Annotated in this window: 22 protein-coding genes; all 22 read left to right on the top strand. The window is 30.3% G+C overall.

Translation table 11 applies throughout. The features are described from left to right. Nucleotides 1-6: 6 nt before the first annotated feature. The gene (locus ABD859_RS10665; RefSeq protein WP_345144032.1) at nt 7-1,071 is read left to right on the top strand and encodes a LysM peptidoglycan-binding domain-containing protein; all 1,065 of its coding nucleotides are present in this window, start codon (nt 7-9) and stop codon (nt 1,069-1,071) included. A gap of 66 nt (nt 1,072-1,137) precedes the next feature. After that, the gene (locus tag ABD859_RS10660) at nt 1,138-1,632 is read left to right on the top strand and encodes a DUF4280 domain-containing protein (RefSeq protein ID WP_345144030.1); all 495 of its coding nucleotides are present in this window, start codon (nt 1,138-1,140) and stop codon (nt 1,630-1,632) included. Between the two features lie 11 nt (nt 1,633-1,643). Continuing rightward, entirely contained in the window at nt 1,644-4,286 is a 2,643-nt protein-coding gene (locus tag ABD859_RS10655; protein ID WP_345144028.1) for a L,D-transpeptidase family protein, read from the top strand. Between the two features lie 4 nt (nt 4,287-4,290). Then, the gene (locus tag ABD859_RS10650; protein WP_345144025.1) at nt 4,291-5,436 is read left to right on the top strand and encodes an SH3 domain-containing protein; all 1,146 of its coding nucleotides are present in this window, start codon (nt 4,291-4,293) and stop codon (nt 5,434-5,436) included. Nucleotides 5,437-5,538: 102 nt separating this feature from the next. Further along, the gene (locus ABD859_RS10645; protein WP_345144022.1) at nt 5,539-6,210 is read left to right on the top strand and encodes a hypothetical protein; all 672 of its coding nucleotides are present in this window, start codon (nt 5,539-5,541) and stop codon (nt 6,208-6,210) included. Between the two features lie 105 nt (nt 6,211-6,315). Further along, entirely contained in the window at nt 6,316-7,110 is a 795-nt protein-coding gene (locus ABD859_RS10640; protein WP_345144020.1) for a hypothetical protein, read from the top strand. 328 nt (nt 7,111-7,438) lie between these two features. After that, on the top strand, nt 7,439-8,608 hold the full coding sequence (locus tag ABD859_RS10635; protein WP_345144017.1) for a hypothetical protein: 1,170 nt from the start codon (nt 7,439-7,441) through the stop codon (nt 8,606-8,608). A 23-nt stretch (nt 8,609-8,631) separates the two neighbouring features. Beyond that, on the top strand, nt 8,632-9,144 hold the full coding sequence (gene tssO, locus ABD859_RS10630) for a type VI secretion system TssO (RefSeq protein WP_345144015.1): 513 nt from the start codon (nt 8,632-8,634) through the stop codon (nt 9,142-9,144). Nucleotides 9,145-9,198: 54 nt separating this feature from the next. Beyond that, nucleotides 9,199-9,648, top strand: a complete 450-nt coding sequence (locus ABD859_RS10625) for a hypothetical protein (RefSeq protein ID WP_345144012.1) — start codon at nt 9,199-9,201, stop codon at nt 9,646-9,648. A 21-nt stretch (nt 9,649-9,669) separates the two neighbouring features. Beyond that, a complete protein-coding gene (locus ABD859_RS10620) occupies nt 9,670-11,040 on the top strand; it encodes a DUF5458 family protein (RefSeq protein WP_345144010.1) in 1,371 nt (456 codons plus the stop codon). A 98-nt stretch (nt 11,041-11,138) separates the two neighbouring features. Continuing rightward, the gene (locus tag ABD859_RS10615) at nt 11,139-11,666 is read left to right on the top strand and encodes a hypothetical protein (RefSeq protein WP_345144007.1); all 528 of its coding nucleotides are present in this window, start codon (nt 11,139-11,141) and stop codon (nt 11,664-11,666) included. A 56-nt stretch (nt 11,667-11,722) separates the two neighbouring features. Beyond that, on the top strand, nt 11,723-12,436 hold the full coding sequence (locus ABD859_RS10610) for a hypothetical protein (RefSeq protein WP_345144006.1): 714 nt from the start codon (nt 11,723-11,725) through the stop codon (nt 12,434-12,436). Between the two features lie 11 nt (nt 12,437-12,447). Next, complete coding sequence (locus tag ABD859_RS10605) at nt 12,448-12,879, top strand: GPW/gp25 family protein (RefSeq protein WP_345144003.1); 432 nt, start codon at nt 12,448-12,450, stop codon at nt 12,877-12,879. 182 nt (nt 12,880-13,061) lie between these two features. Next, nucleotides 13,062-13,448, top strand: coding sequence for a type VI secretion system tube protein TssD (gene tssD, locus ABD859_RS10600; protein WP_012025247.1), 387 nt, complete (start codon nt 13,062-13,064; stop codon nt 13,446-13,448). A 153-nt stretch (nt 13,449-13,601) separates the two neighbouring features. Continuing rightward, a complete protein-coding gene (tssD, locus tag ABD859_RS10595) occupies nt 13,602-13,997 on the top strand; it encodes a type VI secretion system tube protein TssD (RefSeq protein WP_274253279.1) in 396 nt (131 codons plus the stop codon). 37 nt (nt 13,998-14,034) lie between these two features. After that, complete coding sequence (locus ABD859_RS10590; RefSeq protein ID WP_345143993.1) at nt 14,035-15,843, top strand: type VI secretion system Vgr family protein; 1,809 nt, start codon at nt 14,035-14,037, stop codon at nt 15,841-15,843. Between the two features lie 2 nt (nt 15,844-15,845). Then, on the top strand, nt 15,846-17,183 hold the full coding sequence (locus tag ABD859_RS10585) for a hypothetical protein (RefSeq protein ID WP_345143991.1): 1,338 nt from the start codon (nt 15,846-15,848) through the stop codon (nt 17,181-17,183). Nucleotides 17,184-17,185: 2 nt separating this feature from the next. After that, the gene (locus ABD859_RS10580) at nt 17,186-17,638 is read left to right on the top strand and encodes a hypothetical protein (RefSeq protein WP_345143989.1); all 453 of its coding nucleotides are present in this window, start codon (nt 17,186-17,188) and stop codon (nt 17,636-17,638) included. Between the two features lie 430 nt (nt 17,639-18,068). Then, on the top strand, nt 18,069-18,383 hold the full coding sequence (locus ABD859_RS10575) for a hypothetical protein (protein WP_345143988.1): 315 nt from the start codon (nt 18,069-18,071) through the stop codon (nt 18,381-18,383). A 313-nt stretch (nt 18,384-18,696) separates the two neighbouring features. After that, nucleotides 18,697-18,867 carry a hypothetical protein gene (locus ABD859_RS10570; RefSeq protein ID WP_345143986.1) on the top strand — a complete coding sequence of 57 codons (171 nt, stop codon included), beginning with the start codon at nt 18,697-18,699 and terminating at the stop codon, nt 18,865-18,867. A 77-nt stretch (nt 18,868-18,944) separates the two neighbouring features. Continuing rightward, nucleotides 18,945-20,672: a DUF3289 family protein gene (locus tag ABD859_RS10565; protein ID WP_345143984.1), complete on the top strand. Its 1,728-nt coding sequence runs from the start codon at nt 18,945-18,947 to the stop codon at nt 20,670-20,672. Next, complete coding sequence (locus tag ABD859_RS10560) at nt 20,669-21,106, top strand: hypothetical protein (RefSeq protein WP_345143983.1); 438 nt, start codon at nt 20,669-20,671, stop codon at nt 21,104-21,106. Before ABD859_RS10565 ends, ABD859_RS10560 begins: the two co-directional genes overlap by 4 nt. Nucleotides 21,107-21,178 lie beyond the last annotated feature (72 nt).

Genomic DNA, 21,178 nt, shown 5'->3' with positions numbered 1-21,178 from the left:
TAGCTAATGTATTTTTTAGATAAATCAGAGGAATCAGAAGAATCAGTATACGATAAGCATCTTACTTACAAGGTGAAAAAAGGAGACACACTGCAAAGTGTAGCTGATGAACTTGGCGTTGATGCTTATGAACTCAGAAGGTATCATAATATATACTGCCCGCTTTCTGATTTGATCGAAGCAGATTTTAAAAGTTATTTGAAATTTGTGATTTTGTCTCCAAAGAAAACTTTTGAAGCAGAAAAAGAAGAAAAGAAAAAAGTTCAAAAAGTAAGTTTAGGAAGTAACTATCTGCTGCCATTTGTAGCAGACCGAATTAATAGAGATTATAAAGCTCAATATACAACTGTTGTTGGAGATCAAGTAGACACAATCGAAATGGAAGTCAGCGTAAAGTGGCTTGCTACCGATAAAAACAATTATCATTTGTTTGAGATAAACAAAGGAGTCATTTATGTAAATAATACGATTCCGGATACTGTTATGGATGAGCTGGCGGCTAAAACAGCAGAAGTTCTGTATCCATTAAAAATTGTGGTTGATGAATTTGGAAAGTGGATTGACATTTACAATTATGAAGAAATTGACAGCCGTTGGAAAAATGTTAAAGAAGCAATTTTGGATTATTTTGAAGGTGAAGTCGCAGAAAAATATATTGAACAGACAGAATATGCTTTTGATAGTGCTGAAACACTATTAGAATCTCTTGTTTCAGATTATTTTTTAAGAGCATTTTTCAATGGCATTCATGTGAGTTATACAGCAAATTTAGCTTTTAAAAATGAAGTTTTTTTTCCATTAGAAAAAGATGAAGAATCCAAGTTTGAAGTTGAACAGATATTGGACCCAATTATAGATGAATCGAATTTAGTTAAAGTAGAACAAAAAGGAGATTATGTAGATTGTTCTGGTGGTGTCAGTTTTGGATTTGAGCCGTGGAAAGGGAAATATAAAGCGTCGTATTTTCTTGATGAACATACATATTGTATCGAAAAAATAGATTTAGAATGCAGTATTGAGTATGATGAAGAAATAAAAGTTATGATACAAATTGAATCATTAGAGAAATAAGAGAATTCATATTTAAGGAATTAGGAACGGAGTAGTAAAGAGAATGTATTTATAAATGGTAAGGCAATGAGTGAGAAACATGTAGTAGTACAAGGAGCCACGCTAAAATGTAAATTTAGTGTAGAACCTAAAACAGATGTATTAAAAGTAAAATCGCAGGAGAAACACTATGCTAATGATAAAGATGCAGAGAAAAAACTCATTGCTACTGACAAAGAAATTGGTCAGACTTTAGAGAAAAATACTTTTGGAAAATGTAAAATGCAGCCTAACGGAAGCGGTGATTTTCTGCCATGTCAGGCCACAATTACAAAGTGGAGTGCTTTTTATGAAAAAGTGACCTTGAGTAATCAGGGAAAAATTTTACTAGAAGACAGTAAAGGAACTTGTCCTGTTGGCGGACCGGATTGTATAGAAGTAGACAAACATGGTCAGAAAGCAGAGCCGGGTAAAGAAAATGCTAAAAAAGCCAAACCACAAGTAAACAACCAGTTAAATCCGCTTGTCAATACATCAAAATTTCAGGAGAGTTTAGAAGAGAGTGATTCTATTTGTAAATAAAATAAAACAGTATGTCAGATTTTAAAATAATTGGAAGTACGGATCCTATTGTAGGTAAGGAAGAATTCTATTCAGTAAATACTTTTTTACCGAGTGTTCTGCCTTTTCAAAATACAGCTTCAAACAATAGTTTTGAACAGCCTGTAAAATGGGAAATTCACATCCTTGAAAACGGAAGATGGCGCAAGACAAAAGAGAATGATAAAACAGGAAAGAGAATATCTTATACCTTTCTTCAAAAAAGTTTAGAGAGAAAAGGAATTCGAATTCTGGCAAGAAGAGGAGAAGATATAGCGCGATTGAATGTAACCACACATCCTGCTGAACAACCAAAAATTGAAAGTATCGAATTATTGGATAAAAGCGGGAAAAAAACAACAAAACCGCTTTCATACGGACAGACTCTTAAAGCAAGAGTTCACTGCCTGCACATGGAAAAACATAAAGTATCTGTAACACTTTGGGAAGACGATGCAGATGGTGCCGGACATAATAAAGCAAATGAAAAGAACATTATACAAACACTTTCAGGTGTTGTTAAAAATGGTATAGCAGAAGTTGACTTTTTACTGAGACCAAGTTTTGCCAAAATCGCAAACAAGAGTAAAGACGAAGGTAAAATTCATGAATACTATGTTACAACAGATTTTAATAAAGATAAAATTGCCAGTAACAATGTAAACGTTAACGATCTTGAAACTCCAGTCGCGCCATTTAAAGGCAAAGTTCCGGTACAGCAGCAAGCGCCTGCTAAACCGAAAGCTTCTTTGCCACAACCTGTACAGCCAAAAACTAAGGCTCCTGCTTCTGGTTCTTCGTCAGCGACTCAAGTTAAACCGCAAATTATCAGAGTTCATATTACAAATTCTGCTAAACAACCTATAAAAGGCGTTCATAAAGAAAAACAAATTATAGTTTGGGTTGATTCTAAAGGGCTTGTTGGGAAAGATATTCGCCTTAAATTATATGATGAAGATTATTTAAGTGATGATTTATTGTTCGATAAAACAATTAAGGTTACTGGTGATATATTTCCAATATCTGTAGCATTAGATAGTATATTAAGAAGCAAAGGAGGAATTAGTGGAGAAGGTGCAGAGCAAGAAGTGTTTGCTGATGTTGAAGTAATTCAAACCAAAGATCATAAAAAAAGTGAAGTAGTAGATGTAGATGCTAAAGTGTTTAAACCAGATCCTGTAGAGTCTAGCAATAAAGTTGCAAAAGTTGGTGAAGGCGATAAAAATGAAGGGAAAAATGGTAAGAAGGGAGCTTGTGACGAATGCGCTAAGCCTATTACAGCTAAACAATTAATTGATATTTTTCCTAAAGCTGATTCCGCAAAATTAGAGAAAGTAGCTGCAACATATACTAAATATATGAAAGATTTGGGGATGGATACTTGTTGGAATAAAGCACATTTGTTTGCTCAAGCAAGAGTTGAGTCTGGTTTAAGCTTAGATTTAAAAGAAGGAGAAGGATTTAATTATTATTATGAGAGCTTATCAATTTTTAAAGCATTTCAAAGTGAAGAAGGAAAAGAAAAAGCAAAACTATGGGGTAGACCAACAGTCAAGCCTAAAATACCAGGGGTTTCATTAGAGAATCAAAAAAAAATCGCCAATTGGGCATATTCTCCTCCAGCAAAAAAGGCAAAAGAAATTGGAAATACTGAAGCAAATGATGGTTGGAATTATAGAGGCAGAGGGTTAGTCCAGGTAACAGGAAAAGGTTTTTATGAGTATTGTAATTTATATACAAAAAAAAATAACTTAGATGTTGTTAAAAAACCAGACTTAATAGGGGAAAGCATTGAGTTATCGATATTGAGTTCTATGATCTTCTTTAAGTGGAAGAATTTAAACACAATATCAAATAAAACGCATGATGTTATAAACAAAATTTGTCCTAAAGTTGGTAACGATGTGGCTCTTAAAGATGAAAAAGGTAATCCTTCTTCAAATCATAAAGAAAAGCAAAAAGCATTTAATGATATTACATCAAAAGCATTTAAAATTGATAATTGTAAATGGGGGGAAAAAGTTGAAATTCCTAAAACTAAAGGTAAATTTTCAACATATGATAATGAATACTCAGCAGATTCAAAAACCGCATATATTAATGTTATTGTTCCTAAAGATAGAAGAACTGAAGGTTTATTCGTATTCTTTGATGATACCGAGATAGTACTGAAAGGTTATGCATTGGCGATGGGAACTGTTAACGATAACTTTTTTGAAAGAAATGGGAAAGGAAGTACACCTACTGGACTCTGGTCTTCTTCATATTCAAAAACTCACATTGGTGAAGCGAGTTATGGAGACCATGGCTTAATTCACATAAATGGAATGACTGGAGATGCAAAAAAAGCCACTGCACCAGGAAAGAGAGATGGAATAGCTATACATAGTGGACATACAACTAAAGTTGGAATAAATGATAATGGTCCTTTGATGGTTACTTATGGATGCGTTAGAGTGTATAATGCTGATATGAAAAAGTTAGTTGAAAATTATAATACGATTAAAGGTAAAGGAAAAACAATTTATGTCTATGTTGAAGAAGTAGATTCTATGGATGATGTGTATAAAGATTATGGTATGGTTGCTGATCCAAAAGACAAAAAAAGAAATTATAGTAAAAATGCAAAACAATAATGCAATGAAAAGAACAATTATTTTATTTATGATAACCATGCTGGTTATTAGTTGTAATTCTCAAACAAAGGAAAAAAAAATGGAAGTTAAAGGATCAATAAAGAAAAATGAAGATAAGTTATATGCTGAATATATGCCATTAATGAGAGATTTATTAAAAAATAATAATTACAAGTTCTTAGAACATAATGTATTTAAAAATAAAGTTATTGAATATTTTGGAGTTGATATTGATAATGCAAAATTTAATGATGTGTATTTAGAAAGTGGACTTGGATACACCGCTTTAAGTAATGAAGGATTTATAGATACTTATCAAGTTGATAGAGGTGTAATTGATGGAGCTGGAGATGCTTTTGCAGATATTCTAAAAGATGGACTCAATAACGATTATAATATTGATTTTATAAACTATAATAAGGTTTTATTTAATGATGATTTATCCGCAATATCAAAAGTAAACCTGGACAAAGATAAAATTGAAGATATTGTAGTGTATTTGAATTATGAAAAAAACAACCTTTTAAATAATTCATTTATAAAAAATATAAAGAAAGTTGAAAATTATAATGAAAGTTTTAAGTGGCATCTTTTATGGTATAATAATAGAACAAAACAAGATTTTATCAGAAAAAAAATATTACAGGATATAGCTAATAAAAAGCCAGATTTTATTTTTGATTTAGCTTATTTTCTGAATAATAATTCTAATAAAATTAAAGACAAAACAGATAGTGCATTGATTGATGCCACACTAGCTTTTTTAATAGAAGTTGAATTACAGCATTATGATGATAAAGATTTAAGTGATAATAAAGGTTACAGTTTACTTAATAATTTTTACACTCAAAATCCTAATATGTTAGAGAGATTTAAGTCTCAAAAATTTTATGGTTATCCACTAATTGATAGCTATACTAAAAAGTACTTGTTAATGTCAGAAGAAAATGAGATTTCTTATGGTAAAGTTATTGATCCTGATGGATATACTAATTTAAGGAAAGATAAAAATAGTACATCAGTAATAGTTGAAAAAATTAAGTCTGGTGAAAGAGTTGAAATATTAAATGCTTCAGAAAATTGGTGGCTTATAAAAACAAATTCTGGAAATAGGGGATATGTTTATAAAACCAAAATTAAATCTGAATAATAAATAAAAAAGCAAGCTCCTTGACATATTGAAAAGAAAAGCCCCAGCTAGCATGAGTTTTATGCTTTTGTTAGCTGAGGGAATTTATAATAAATTATTAGCATGAAAAGTTTTAATAAAGTTGTCATTATTTTGGTATTAATTATTGTTTCATGTAAAAAAGAAAAAAATAAGTCTTTTTTAAATACAGAAAAAAAAGTTCAAACAAATGATAGTTTAATGATTTTAAATGATAAGGTTCTTGATGTTAATTATGAATTATTAGATAATATTTTTCTAGGAGACTCGATTTTAGAAACTAAAAATTATTTTCAAAATTTAACTGATACTACGGGTTATACATTACTAAAAAAACAAAATGAATTATATCTAAAGAATTATTTAGATTTTATAAATAATAATATCCCTCAAATTGGTTCTGATAGAAACATCAAACTCAAATTTGAAAAGCAGTTATTTAAAAATAAAGATGAATATAGAATTGTACTTTACTCATTTTTAAATAATAAAAAAGTTGATTCACTTGAGTTTTATAGAAATGCAACACATTTGGAGTACGAACCTAGTAATTACACAAATTTGTCTTATTTGAATTTAAAGAATGGAAAAATTTGGCAGATTAAATATTTTTCAAGTCCAGTTGATAAGTCTGTAGGCTATATATTCTACGGCAGAAAGAAGATACTTGAAAGTGGAAAAGTAGAAACGGATTCATTGTGCTATCTCGATGAATCGCTGGATGTAGAAATGGAAAAAAATAAACTTTACTATTAATAAAATTAAATACACAATAAGCACCTTGGCATATTGAAAAGAAAAGCCTTGGCCAGTAAAAATATTATGTTTTTGCTAGCCGAGGTAATAATAAATAGAAACATAATGAAAAAAATATTATTTGGTCTTTTAATAATTAATTTGTTTTTATCATGTAAATCACAAGATACAAATGATAATTATATTGGGACTTGGTTAGAGGTTCAACAAAAAGAGAATGAATTTGTTATTGTAGATTGTGATTATAAAAATGAAAGTATAAAAATTACTCAGGATTCTATTGTAGAAAATGGAGTAATGGAAGATTTAAAAATTAAAATTAATCATATAAAACAAGAAAATACTGAAACAACTTTGTTTGTAGATAAACAGGAAAAAGTATATTATAAATTTTTAATTGTTGATAAAGAAAAAGGAATATTTAAATGTGAAATTAAGAATAATGAATCTTTGATTATCAGGTATTTCGTAAACAAAACCAATGCTGATAAAATAAAAAAGGTAAAGGGAACAAAAGCTGATTGCATTACAAGTGAAGATGCAGGAGATTTGATAAATGATTCTCTTATTCTTGATAGTAAAAAAAATATTCTTTTAGTTGAAGGAGATAATTGTATATCAATTAAAAATAGAAATGATGAACAGATTTATGAAAGATGTTTTGATAATTGTACAGTCAAAATTCGTCACATAAAGAATAAAGGTCTTCCATTAACAATAATAAGTGGACAAAATTCAATTGATATTGAATTTTATAAAAAAGGAAATGATTGGATTTCTAATTCTGTTACTTGTTATATTGGAGAAGACAAAAAGAGCAAGGAAATTGTAATATCTCTAAAAGAATTTGATTTTGATAATGTTTTTGAGCAATTTGAAGGTATAAAAAGTAATGAGTAAACATTTTCAACTGATGATAAAAGTGTCAATTTGCCTATGAATTTTGAAAGTTTAAAAACTGTTGCCAAAATTACATTCGATATCCCAAATATAACCTTATCATGTTTGATTTTTGTTAAAAGGTGAAAGCATAAACTTTAAAAAATCGAAATATAAATCCAAGAGGGAAAGCTTAAATCAGGCTCAATGCGCGAAATTGTTACTATTTAACCCGAAAAAGCTTGTTATTATTGAGATAAAACAAATTATATAAAAACAAAACTAACCCAGAAACGAAATACAGAGAGAACAAAACATTCTCATATCAAAATAAAAAAAATAAAGAATTATGATAGAAAAATTAAGTCATTTTCCCGTAAACTGGATTGATGGGATGAAGATAAATAAGAGTCATTTTTTATCTATTCAGGATAACGTTTCTGAACTGGTAAATGATGCGATTGGTATTCATACCACACCTATAAGTTATGGACTGCTGGATTCTGGAAATCAAAATAAGGAAGCCACAAAAATTACTTTAGGAATCGATAACCATAAACTGCTTCGTGTACGTGTTGAAGAATGCCACGCTATCACGCCAAACGGATCGAGAATCGAAATCAGTAAAAGTAATACCGATACATTAGATCTTCAGGTTCCGTATCCGGAAGATACGTATGAAATTAAAGACGGCGAACAATTGGTTTTACTGGCTTGTATATCAGTAAATTCAAAAAAAAGGATTCCTTTTGGTGAACCAGATCCAGATGAAGTACCGCCAAGATATCCATACACACAGCCGGAATATAAACTGCATTTAATTAAAGCAGAAGAATTCCGTTCAGGAATTGGTTATGGAGGTTTCTATCTGGCAATTGGTAAAGTCCTTATTGGCGATACAACAGTTCTTGATGAAGATTATATTCCGCCTTCTGTAACAGTAGCATGTCATCCAAAATTAGTAGACATGCAGGCACAAATTGCACGTTCTTTTGGGCAGATCGAAATTTATGCCGTTCAGATTTCTCAAAAAATTAATCGAGCGCAGGAATCGGGAATTTTGTCACAAACCGTAATGCAGTTAGCAGATAATACAGGATATTTTCTAGGTAGTTGTTTAACACAATTTCGTTGGTTTTCACTGCATCAGCATCCGGCTTCGATGTTAGGAACGGTAGTGTCTTTTGCTCGTGTGATGAAGAATTTTATTGATTCAAAATCCGGAGCAGGAAAAGAAGAGCTGCTAAACTATTTTGCCGAATGGTGTGATATCTCACAAGGAGATCTTGAAATCATGTTTACCACAGTTATAAATGCTGGTTATGATCATGTACATATTGATAAAACGGCTTCGCTTGTAATGAGTACGTTGACTAAAATTGAAAAATTATTCGAGACGCTTAGTAAGCTTGATTACATAGGTAAGAAGAAAGAAAATATCGAATTATTCGTGGCTGAAACAGATAAAAAAGATATCATTCATAACCCGAAAAGACACGGTTTCTTTATTAAAGATTAAAAATAAAACAGTAAAAATAAATTATGGAAGTATTAAATAAACAAGAACGCCAGAAAGCATTTATTGCTTTTTTAATTGCCTTTATCCTAACTTTTTCGGTTATGCTGATCGCAGTTTCGTTCAATTTTTATATGCCGGTGGCAGAAAACAAAATGCTGAAAGCAGAAAACGAAATTATGAAAAGAGAATACGATTATCAAACCAACTTTTCGGTTAAAATAGACAGTATCAGAATGACAATTGATTCTATTAATTCACCAAAAGTAGACAACGATTTTCAGCAGCGTCTGGCAAATGTCATGATTGCCAATATCTATCAGAAAGTACCAAAAGACACCACAGAAAATAAGAAATTATATAACAATGTTATTCTGGCATACAAGAATATTATTGATTACAAAAAGCAAATTAGAAGTCTTACCCACAATTCTCACTTAATAGACAGTTTAAACCAGTCGGCAAAAACATACAAAGAAGAATTAGAAAAAGTAAGCAGGGATCTGGATGTATGTCGTCAGATTTATCAAAATCAATAATCAGGATTAAATAGTAAAGAAATTAATAAACTAATCATTTAAAAATTTGAAATTATGTTGTCAAACTATGGAATTGGAGGAAATGAAGTAAAAATTGATGCAGATGAAGCGATCACTGCAATCCCTCAAAACAGAACACTTGTTGCTCAAAAATTAACGGTAGATGCTCCTGTAAAGCCAGAATTGGTTGAAGGAATTACAAGCATTGAAAAAGCATTTGAACATTTTAAACCAGAAGTAAAAGTAAATTTTGAAACTGCTGACGGCGCTACTAAAGTGGAAGCTTTAAATTTTAAAAATTTAGGAGATTTTGGAATAAAGGGAATCACTACTCAAAGTAGTTTTTTATCTGATCTTGAAACAGAAAAAGATCAATATCAGAAAATTATCCGCCAGTTAAAATCAAACAAGATTTTAAAAGCGGCTTTAGAAGATCCGGAAGCTAAAAAAGCTTTATTAGAAAGCCTTGGAACGCTTATCACTGAGTTAAAAGATAACAAATAAGAATTTTAAAATACTATAGATATGTCAAATAAAGAAGCATATAAAGGAGATTTGGATACAGCAGTATTAGAACCTAAAGCAGTAAAAGGAATTTCAATTGAAAAAAATGTTGAAAAACTAGCTAAGTACGGTGGTTTTGATTTATTAGAAATGGCAATTGAAGGTGTTCAAAACCTTAATCCGGAAAGAAAAGCAAGAAGAAAAATCTTTTTAGGAGAAGTAAACAAAGCTAAAGAAAGAGAAACTCTTTTAAAAACGTTAGAACTTTGGTCTTCAGTTTTAAGTAACAATGAAGCTTTGACTGACATGGTAGCTCAAAGTGAAGATAAATGCAAAGAATCTGAAGCTTTACTACAAAAAAACCTTGCTAAAGCTGTAGAAGATACAAGAGAAATTGAAGCGGCTTACAGAACTTTAGCTTTATTCTTCAAGAATACAGAAACTGATAAAGTAAAAAATGTTACGATTGTAAATGCTGAGCTAGATCAGTTAAAAGATCTTGACAATACACGTTTCATTGATGCAATTCACTCAGAATTAGTTGATAACTACGATCGTTTAGACCTTAAAAATAACTACGGTATTTTGGTAATTCCAGGATATTTAGGTTCTAATAAAGTAATTGAAAAATGGGCAAAAATCGCGCATGAAAATAAAGTTATGTTGGTTACAGATTTCGAACATTTAGATGAACCGGATGATGTAATGGAAATGTTCGACGCTGCTTCTTTAACTGGAGGTGATGTGTACCGTTCTAATGTAATCATGACTTGTAACTGGCTTGTTGGCCGTGGCAGATTTGACCAAATTGGAGAAAACGAAGATTTACACGTTGCACCTTCTGCAGCATTAGCAGGAAAAATATACAAAACATTAATGTCTCAGGTTACTGCAGGTAAGAAATTTGGAGGAATTAATGAAGTTGACGGAGTAAAATTTGATCTTAAGAAAAGTGAAATCGCAAATCTTGAAAACTTAGGATTGGTTCCAATGGTTAATGAATACGGAAAAGTAATGGCTTTTTCTGCTAAAACATTATTCAGCGGAGACAATTTAGGATTACAAACGTATTCTGTAGTTCGTGTTTTTGATTATGTGACTAAAGTGTTAATGGATTTCCTTAACCGTCGTGCTTTCGAAAACTTTACTGCAAAAACACGTAAAGAAATTATGAATCAAATCGTTGCTTTCCTTGACGGAATCACTGGTCCTGATAAATTAATCGAGAATTTCGAAATCCGCAGATTTGAACAAGATCCAGTTCAAAAAGACAGAATCTATATGGATATCCATATGAAACCATATTTCCCAGCTAAAAACTTCCTTATAAAAATGGACGGTCATAAAGGCGATGACGGAACAGAATGGGATACAGATTACGAACAAAAATAATCGTACGCTTAGTACAAAAAAAGGAAACACAATTAAGTGTTTCCTTTTTCAACAAAACATTGATCTTTTTGAATGATCAAACCAAATAATTCAAATACATGAACGTACTTAAAATTTTACTTTTAGTCAGTTTGTTTTCGATTTCAAACTCGATTAAAGCGCAAAAAGTAAATCAAATTGACACTTTAAACTGTCCTATTACGCAAAACGATTTATTGCTTTCGGGAAAGTTATTTGCAAGTGCGGCACCAATTTTACTTCGTGTGTATAACGAAGATTATGAATATGCTGTCTTTCAGTTAGGAAAAAGAAGAGGAAGCATTTATTTATATTTTAAAATTTTTACAGATAATGTCTGCGTAAAACAAGATCAGCCATTGGAGCTCTATTTTAAAAATGGAGAAATGTATATCCTTAAAAACACCTTTAAGGTAAATTGTGACGGAACTGCAGCTCTTGAACTTACCCGAAGAGACATAAAAAAACTAATGTCACACAACATTAATACTATAAAATTTTTCACGCTTAAAAAAGACTATGAATTTAGTCCTACTGAAGTTGATAATCAGAATATAAAGTTTTACCTGCACTGTTTAAAGCTCTACAAAGTCAGAAAAAAAAGATAATTTCTGACTTAAATAAAAAAAAGTTACTCAAGTATAATCTATCAAAAAATCAAAATATGCCATTTCCGGAATTAAACCTATCATTGGGACTTACAGATAACGACGGTTCTGTTTTCTATGCAGGAAGCGGAGAAGGAAAAGTGATTGTAAGAACAGATTCTGCTCTGAAAAAATACAATATTAATATCATCATTTCTGAGCAGCAAACAGGTTCTGTGTATTTAAAAACACAGTTTGAAGGAGCAGAAATTCCTGCTGAAATTGAAGTCCCAACTTATCAAATGATTGTGACTGATGATAAAACAAACGAAAAAGAAATGTATAAAGTTACCCGTGATACTTTTTTCTACAAGCAGCAGACGAAGAAAAAAGGATTATGGAGTTTTTTTGGTTTGAAATTTTTAGCACCAAAAAACTTTCTGTTTGAAAACATTCCTTTTGAACCTTTAAAAGAAGAAATAGAATCTTATGATATTTCGAGATACAGAAAATTAAATGAGAATGAGCTTACTTATAGTTTCCAAAAAGAAGGACAAAATATTCAGCTGTTTGCGGGTGATATTAATACTTTAAAAGTAGAGAAGGGAACAAGTTATTTTGTAATTGTTGATGAAAAAAAGGGACAGCGTTTTATAGGCGATATTTTGTATCGTGAAAAATTTCTAAAGCTGACACCTTCAGTAAAACTGCATATTATTAAGCGCAAGCAGGTTTCTAAACAAATGGAAACAGATAAAAAAGGACGGGCAGATAGATTGATTTATATTTAATAATAAGAATTATGAAAGGAGCATTTTACAAACTGCCTATAGATTTTAACAGCGTGATGCAAAAAAAGGAGTTAGAAAAAACTTCAATTGAACATTCTATTGCACAACAAATTATTTTATTAGCCACAACAACATTTGGCGAATGTAAGTTTGACGAAACCTTTGGATCTAAAATCTGGGAAATTGATTTTGATTTGTTGATGAATGAAAATACACTGAAAGAAATCATTTCAAAAACCATGAAACAGTCTTTAGCTTTTCATGAAAAACGAATAAAAGTAAACGAACTTAAAGTAGAATTATCAGAAACAATGTATTTGGTTGACGATGTAAGCAGAGCTAAGAAAAAAGTTGATATAATAATTGAAGCAACAATTAAAAGTACCAATCGCGATTTTGATTTTAGAGGCTATTTTTTTGTTGGTCCGTTGTCTTATAAGTAGTTTTTTTTAGTAATATTTTTATTTCATAACATCTAACACTAACTATTTTTATTGTTTAACTTATTGATAGTTTGATATTTATATAATGTAAATAAAATTTTATTAAAAAAAATATTATAATAAGATTTTATTTATATATTTACAGCATAAATAAATAAATTAATAATTAAAAATTTTTCATTATGTCGTTTTTAACATCATTAACAGTAGCAGGAAAAGATTACAAAGTATTAAATGTAAGTTATGATTTAGCTCAAGAAACAGATGCTTCTGGGCGTCCATCTACGGTAACACGCGGAGGAAGAATCATGATCGAAGTTGAATCAACTGGAAGTACTGAATTATTTGAGTGGATGACTAACAATTTCGAAAGAAAAGACGGGTCAGTAAAATTCATCAAACGTGATTCAAATGCTACTTTAAAAGAGCTAAAGTTTACAGAAGCTTACATGGTTAAGTACAAAGAAAACTTTGATCATAACAGTGAAAATCCATTAACTGAAACTTTTATGATTTCTGCTCGTAAAATTTCGATGGGTGGAGGAGAATTTGATAATGCTTGGGTATAATCCTTTGGACTTTATCAATCTTAATTAAACAAAAGGGAGTCCGCTAAACTGGACTTCCTTTTTTGTTTTCTATTTTCCGAAATATCAGGTTTTAGACTTATAAAACCGGATTTTCAAACACTTCCTAAATTTAATCATCTAATAAATCTACAAATGAGTTTTTTATCTAAATTACATATAGACGGCGAAGAATATAATGTTCTTGAATTTAATATTGGTTTTAAACAAGAGATTGACACAACAAGTAAACCAACTGGAAATGCAAAAGGCGGTGTTATCAAAATGATAATCGAAGCAAGTCAGAACAGCCATTTTTTATCATGGATGTTGAATGGTGATTTAACCAAAGACGGAAAAATTGTTTTTTACAGAAGAGATGCCTTAAGTAAAATGAAGGAACTTACGTTTACTAAAGCATTTTGTGTTGGTTATGATGAGCAATTTACAAGCACTACCGAAATTCCTATGAGAATTACTATGGAATTAGTAGCAAAAGAATTGACTTTTGGCGATGCTAAATTCTCAAATAACTGGATTGCTTTAGATTAATTGTTTAAATGCTTATTAAAAACAAGAACGTATTATTATGGCACATTTTTCAGAACAAGTACATATAACTATAGGTGGTTTTACCCAAAACATTGTTTATTATGATTTAAAGGTATCTCAAAAAATGGCCGACCACCACCATTTTTCATTTGTATGGCAATATACAGGTAAAGCGGTAATTAACCCTGCAGATCAGGCGAAAGCATTGAGAACCTATCTTGGAGACGAAGTAATTTTTACTTTTAAAAGTCTTACCGGAATCAGATTAATGAGCAAAGGAATAATTACTGAACTTTCGTCTATTGATCTTGATGGAAGTCCGGCTGGATTGCATGTATCAGGTGTAAGCCACAGTATTGTTATTGACGATATGAAAAAGTCAAGAACATTTCAGGACCGTAGTATGGATGATATTGTACTCGGGATTTTTGCTGAAGGACCAGGCGAATTTTATCAAAGAGATTCTATTAGATCAACTTATTTAAAAGAATTTAGAAATCTTCTTCAATATAACGAAACCAGTTTTGATTTTTTAAAAAGAATTGCAACGCGTTATGGGCAATGGTTTTATTTTGATGGAATGCGCATGCAGTTTGGACAAACAAAAAACAGCCAGACTAAGCTTATTAATGGTGCTTCACTGCATAGTTTTAAAATACAGGCTAATATGGCCTCTCATAAAATTTCACTTACTGGTTATGACTATAGCAATGTAGCTACTTTTCGTAACGCTGCTGCTAAAACTTCGTCAGGAAGTAAAGATAGTTTTGCTGCTAACGTTGGTTACAATCAGGGAACGGTGGCAAATTCTGACTTAAATAATGGAGTATACACAGCAAATGCCATGTATAAGGATGAGCTTGATGAAATGATTGCTCTTCAAACAGCAGGAAGCGATGCTAATAGTGTTTACTACAGTGGGATTTCTTATTTTCCAATTGGTCTTGGACAGGTATTTACGATAGTAAATCAAACAGTAATACACGAATTAATTGCTATTGAAGTTACACATCATTCTAAAGTACACGGAAATTATTCCTGCGAATTTAAAGCAATTCCTGCTGATGTTGCTGCACCGCATTATACTGATGTATTTGTTTATGGTAAAGCAGAAACACAGCCTGCGCAGGTTAAAGATAATAACGATCCAGAAGGGTTAGGACGTGTAAGAGTAGAATTTTATGGCGCAAGCGGTACAGCAGTTACAGACTGGATTAGAATGGTGCAACCTTATTCTGGTTCTGGAAAAGGATTTTATTTTGTTCCGGAAATAGGAGAGGAAGTTTTAATTGGTTTTGAAGGTAATAATGTACAGAATCCATACGTAATTGGTGCACAATATAACGGACAAGACTCTAGCGGTTATGCTGATGCGCAAAACAATATAAAAGCAATTCATACACGCAGCGGGCACATTATAAAATTTACCGAAGAAGAAAGTATTACTATTGTCGATAAAGCAGGCAACGAAATACTTTTTGACAGTGTTGGCGGTAATATTAGTATTACAGCAAATAATACTATTGATTTGAATGCCCAAAATATCAATTTTAATGCTTCACAAAATATTAGTGTAAGTGCTGGGGTAAATATTTCTGAAAGTGCCGGAGCGGATAAATCTACCACTGTAGGCATGTTGCATACAGTTATGGTTGGAGGCGATCATATGCTTAATGTTACTGGAAACTTTATGGAAAATATTGAAGGTAATTTGGAATCACATAGTGCACAAGAAAGACAGGAAGTAGCTGTAAAAGGAATTGAAACAAGTAGCGAAGGAGGGATAAATAAGCATTCTAAAAAAGAAATACAGGTTAATAGTGCCGAAAAATCTAAATCTCACTAATTATGAGTAGAATTAGGATTGTGGGTGGAACTATAACAAAAACTACAGTAGGAGATCATAATATGTACTCTGATGGTAATATTGTTTATAATTCTGGTACATCAGTTAGATTAACAAGCGATACAGGGATTGCCTATGGAGAGCCTAAAGCACTAACTTCGCAAATAGTTAATGAAGCTGTAAAGGAAATTGAACTTTTGACTACACTAGATCAAGGTTCTTCAAATGACAGATTGTTGGGCAACACTCAGCCAGGAATGATTTTCGGAAAAACATATCATTTTAAGGTAAAAAGTTATGTTAAAGATACTCCTAAAAATTTAGCAAACATAAAATGGATTCTAAAATATCATAGTCTATCACAAAATAAATGGTTAGAAATACCTCTTTCAACAAAGGGGGATTCGGTAACAATAAAGATGAATGATGAAGATATGTGCGGGCGTTTTGTTTACGTTCGAGCATATATAAAAGATTCGGAAAAAGAAGGTGAATATAAACAATGGAATCATAATCGTTTTAGATGGTTTGATAGAATGATTGTTGAAGATGAATTAATAGAACGTACTGATAAAAGTAAACCCTGGTTAATTAATCAATCTGGGACTTCTTTATGTGGTATGGCATGCATATTTTATTTGTTTGCAAAAGAACAACCAGATGCTTATAAAAAATTTGTTAAAGAACTTTTTAGGACTGGAATAGCTAAATTTAATAATTATATTGTTAAGCCAAATTTAGAAGTCTTGGAAAAAATGCCATATGTAAGCTCCGGTACAATAAATCCAATTTTTCCAAAGCATTATGACTATTATTTAAAGAAGAAAGTCAATATGCCTTTGGTTGATTACATTACAATGGCAGGAACTAGGAATACAGACAATAATAAATACAAAGGTGGAGATGAAGAATTTCAAGCGATAAACTGGCCACCATTAATGACTTCTTTAAGTGAAAAGTTTTTAGGATATAAAGATGTAAGTTCAAAAGGTGTTTATAATCCTGTAAAACCTTTAGTTTATACAACACTTGATGTTGAAAATAAAATTAATGATATAAATAAACAATTAAGTTTAGGGTATAGATTAATATTAATGATAGATTCTGACTTAATTGATGATGTTTGGGATGTAAGTTCTCTGGATTTGCATTGGGTTGTTTTGGAATCACCTATTATTTGGAATTATAAAGCTGGTTTTTTTGGAGCAAAGCAAGATGAAATAGACTTTAATGTATACTCTTGGGGAACTGATCCGTTTGGATCCACTCGATACTTAAGAAAAAAAATAACATCAAATCACTTTATGGCTAATTATAATGGGTATATAAAAATCAAGTAAAAATGAAGAAAATTGTATTGTTGTTTTTTCTAGTGGTAATTATTGTATTTTTCATTTTTAAGGCGAATGATTATCGAAATGCAAATAAATGTAGTTCTTCTGAATATGTTGCTAATGGAGAAAGAGTATGGATAAGGTTAGATCCATATTTTAAAAATTTAAGTCTAAAAGAAATTAAGATTAAAACTTCAAATAATAATGAATATGATTATAAAATAGATACTGCAAATAATCTCAATTTTTACATAGATTCAAAAATTCTAGTTGAAGACACTTTAACTATTCTACTAAAAGATAAAATCTATAAAGTTTATGATTTTAAAAATGGAGGTCAAATGTCAAACGCAGGACAGGATAAGGGTAATTTTCATTGCGGTATTCTCAATGCAGTAATAAATGGCAAAGTTTATAATCTTTATGGTTATAATGAGATTTTTCTAGGAAAAGATTTTTAGAATGTACCATTTTTATAGCAATTGTTGGATGCATTAAAGTTAAATAGAATATTACACGTATTCTTCTTGTTGTGTTTGATTATAACATTACGTAAATCAATATATTAAATGCTTAGGCAGCGGGTTTAGAAGATACTTTTATACTAATAATTATAGTATTTAGGTATAACAGAAAAGATATTATTGAAGCATACTTTGATAATTAATATTAAAGGAGAGATGATTAAAATACATAATTTTTCTAATAATATTGATGAAGGATTTAGTCAAAGTCATAGAAAAATTTGGGTTTTTCGATATTGTATATCGACGATCAATAATAAAAAAATAGAAGATCAAGATAATAATATTTATAATTGATTTTGACAAGTTGTAAATATCTAAAGAGACATATTGATAGCAGTAATTATTTTACTGCTAAATTTTTAAGGTGCTTTTTATTTCACTTAGATTAACTAATGAAGAAAATTATTGTAATAATCGTTTCTTTTATAATAATGATTACAAAATTTCTATTGTATACGACTTAATAATTTCTGTTGGTTCACAGAAAATACAAACCAAACAAGTTCCAGAAGAGTTGAAAGAACTAAAAACAGATTTAGAGAATGATAAAATTGAAGTAATATTTTACGAAATCCCAGAAATTGACCTTGAAAAATGTCATGCTAAGCAAGAAATGGAGCGAGACACTATAAATATTCATTTATTGAAGAGTAAGAATACTATGTTTTTTTTGATGTGAAATAGACGTAAGAAATATTCCAACACTACTGATAAAGCTGGAAAATATGTTGTAGGACATAATCTAAAAGAACAATAGCTGCAGAAAAGATCTAATTTGGTAGACAAAAGGTTAAATAATGAAAAGAATATTTTAAACTCCATTTACAATTGTAAAAGTTTTTTATGAAAATAAATCTTTATTAACTAAAGGAGAAGAATTTTATAATTTTCGGATCGGAACTTATAAACAGTACGATGATGCAGGTAATTTAATAAAAGAAATCAACTATGATCAAGATTATAAATTTTCAATAGCTGATTTGGCAAAGAAAATGAAAGAAGAATACAAAATAGATATTCTTAAAAGAAGTCCTTGGATCAAAGTAATGAGAGATAAAATTGATTCAGTTGTAATTTATAAAATAATGCTTTATTTAAAAGAGAATAAATACAACGATACAAAGAATTTTAATATTGATGGCGACGGCGAGAGTAATTTCTGAATAATTTTTAAGTTATCCCAAAGAATAAACATGCAATTTTTAAATAAATGATCTTAAGATTTCACAGATAATTAATTATGAGCAGAACAAGAATTGTTGGTGGTACTATAACAAAAACTACCAGAGGCGATCACAACATTTACTCTGATGGTAATATTGTTTATAATTCGGGTACGACAGTTACTGAGACAAGTGACGAAGGAATTAAGTATGGAGAACCTAAAAGTTCTCCCCCTGCTTCAAAATTACATTTCGTAGATGGTTGGTGGGCATTAGATAAAGAAGGGAAAAGTAAGATTAAAAGAGCTTTACCAGGAATGACTGTTTATTTTCACTTAAAAACTAAAAATATTCCTAATGGAAATTCTGTATTCCTATCTTTATTTGATGAAGATAATCACGAAAAAGAGGAACCTCAAAATAAAGATGGTAAAAAAGATAAAGATGATGCAATAAAACTGATCAATTCACAGACTAAAAAACAAGTTCTTCTTGGAAAAGTGATAGATAATAAAATTGTGCAAAAAATCAATCTATCAGGTCTAGGTTTTTTTATTGATCAAGAAGTAGATAAATGTTTAGATCTATATTTCCGTTGTAGTTATAAAATAGAAAATGCCCAATACCCAGCCAGCATTAAAGATTATTTAAAAGTAGGTCCTGTTATAATAGATCGTTATAAAATGCCTGGATTAAATAGCAGCGGTTTAGCCATCGCTGATGATATGACATATGGCACAGGCACTATACACAATGGTGAAGTTTATACGGCTGATGTAATTAAAAAGTTTAAAAAAGAGTATCAACTAAGTGGTTTTGACAATCATAAACATGCAGTTTTTTCTAATCATTTTACTTTTGCAGGTGAACCTTTACTAGAAGATACACAAGTAACTAATCAGGATAATAAAAACTATCAAGCAATTCAGGACAATTTGAGAGTGGTAAAACTAGATGCAGTAAAAATACTTAATGCGGACATTATTGCTAAAAATAAAGAGAAAAATAATAAAGGAAGATATTCGAAAGAGGAGATTCTAAAATTAGGATATCTAATGGAGTTTTCGAATCTGACAAATTTTAGATTATGGTTTAACTTTAGAACATTAAAGGCATTACTTGCTTGGGGTAATTTATCTTCAATACTTGAAGAAATGATTGATAAATTTCAAAGAAGTGAAGGAGGTGTTTATGAAAATCCAATTTTAACAAAATCTATAAAAGAAAATCAAAACACTATTCAATATTGCACGAAAATAGAAGACTATTTAGCAGAACAGCTAAAGACAAACTTTAATAAATTAGAAGAAGTCGAAGATTTGGAACCATATTTTGCAGATTCAAATCAAGATATGAGAAATACAAAAGGGAATAGAAAAGATTCTGGAAAAGAATTTTCTAGGCCTGCATATTCTTACTGGGATAGTGAAAATCTGGCAGGAAATTTATTTTCAGGAAGAACACTTGCATTAAATGATATTTGGGCAACCGAAGTTATATTAAAAGAATTAGAATTTGAAGGCGAAAATTATAAAGGAAAATATGAAGTTACTCTTTGGGATCATTTTGGGTTAGATAAACCAGATCTTGAAAAATTCTATTATAATATAAATGGGTTTAGAGCATGGTTTTTATTGCAACACTTACAAGGGTATAAACCTTTTCTATCTAAAATGACTTTTATAAAAGATTTTAAGGGAAATTTAAAAGAAGGTAAAAAGGAAATAGAATCCAAGAGAAAATTAGAACAAGAAAGATACGATAGATTAAAAAATATGGGGCGTAAAAAACCAGGTGAAATATGAGAAAAATAATGATGCTGATAATCTCTCTTTTTCTTTTTTCGTGTAAGGAAGAAAAAACAGAATTTATCCAATCGAAAGTAATGAGTAATAAATTTTTTTTAAAGAATTATCCGTCAGATGATGTTTTATCTAAAAAACTAATACAGGATTTTATAAAACGAAAGAAAGAATATAAAAAAAATGATTTATTAATATTTTATAAATATACAGCAGAAACCAAGTACTTTATAGATAATCTACCAGATTCTGGAGGATTTTCGAGTGAGGATTTAGTTAATATAGAAGATCAGGAACTAGCTTTTTTTTCAATCTCTAAATGTAAGGCTGACACCACAAAATTTGTTGGAAAATATCATTACTATGGCATAAATCATAATCTTGACCAAACTGATACTCTTATTTATAGATGTCAATACATACAAAACAATAGATAATAATTTTGGAATCGAGATAATTTCATGGAAATTTTTCCTGATAAAAACTTTAGTTTAAGGCTTGATAGGCAT

This window comes from Flavobacterium ginsengiterrae, from assembly GCF_039539785.1.
Classification (GTDB): domain Bacteria; phylum Bacteroidota; class Bacteroidia; order Flavobacteriales; family Flavobacteriaceae; genus Flavobacterium; species Flavobacterium ginsengiterrae.
This window is presented reverse-complemented; position numbering and strand designations above follow the sequence as displayed.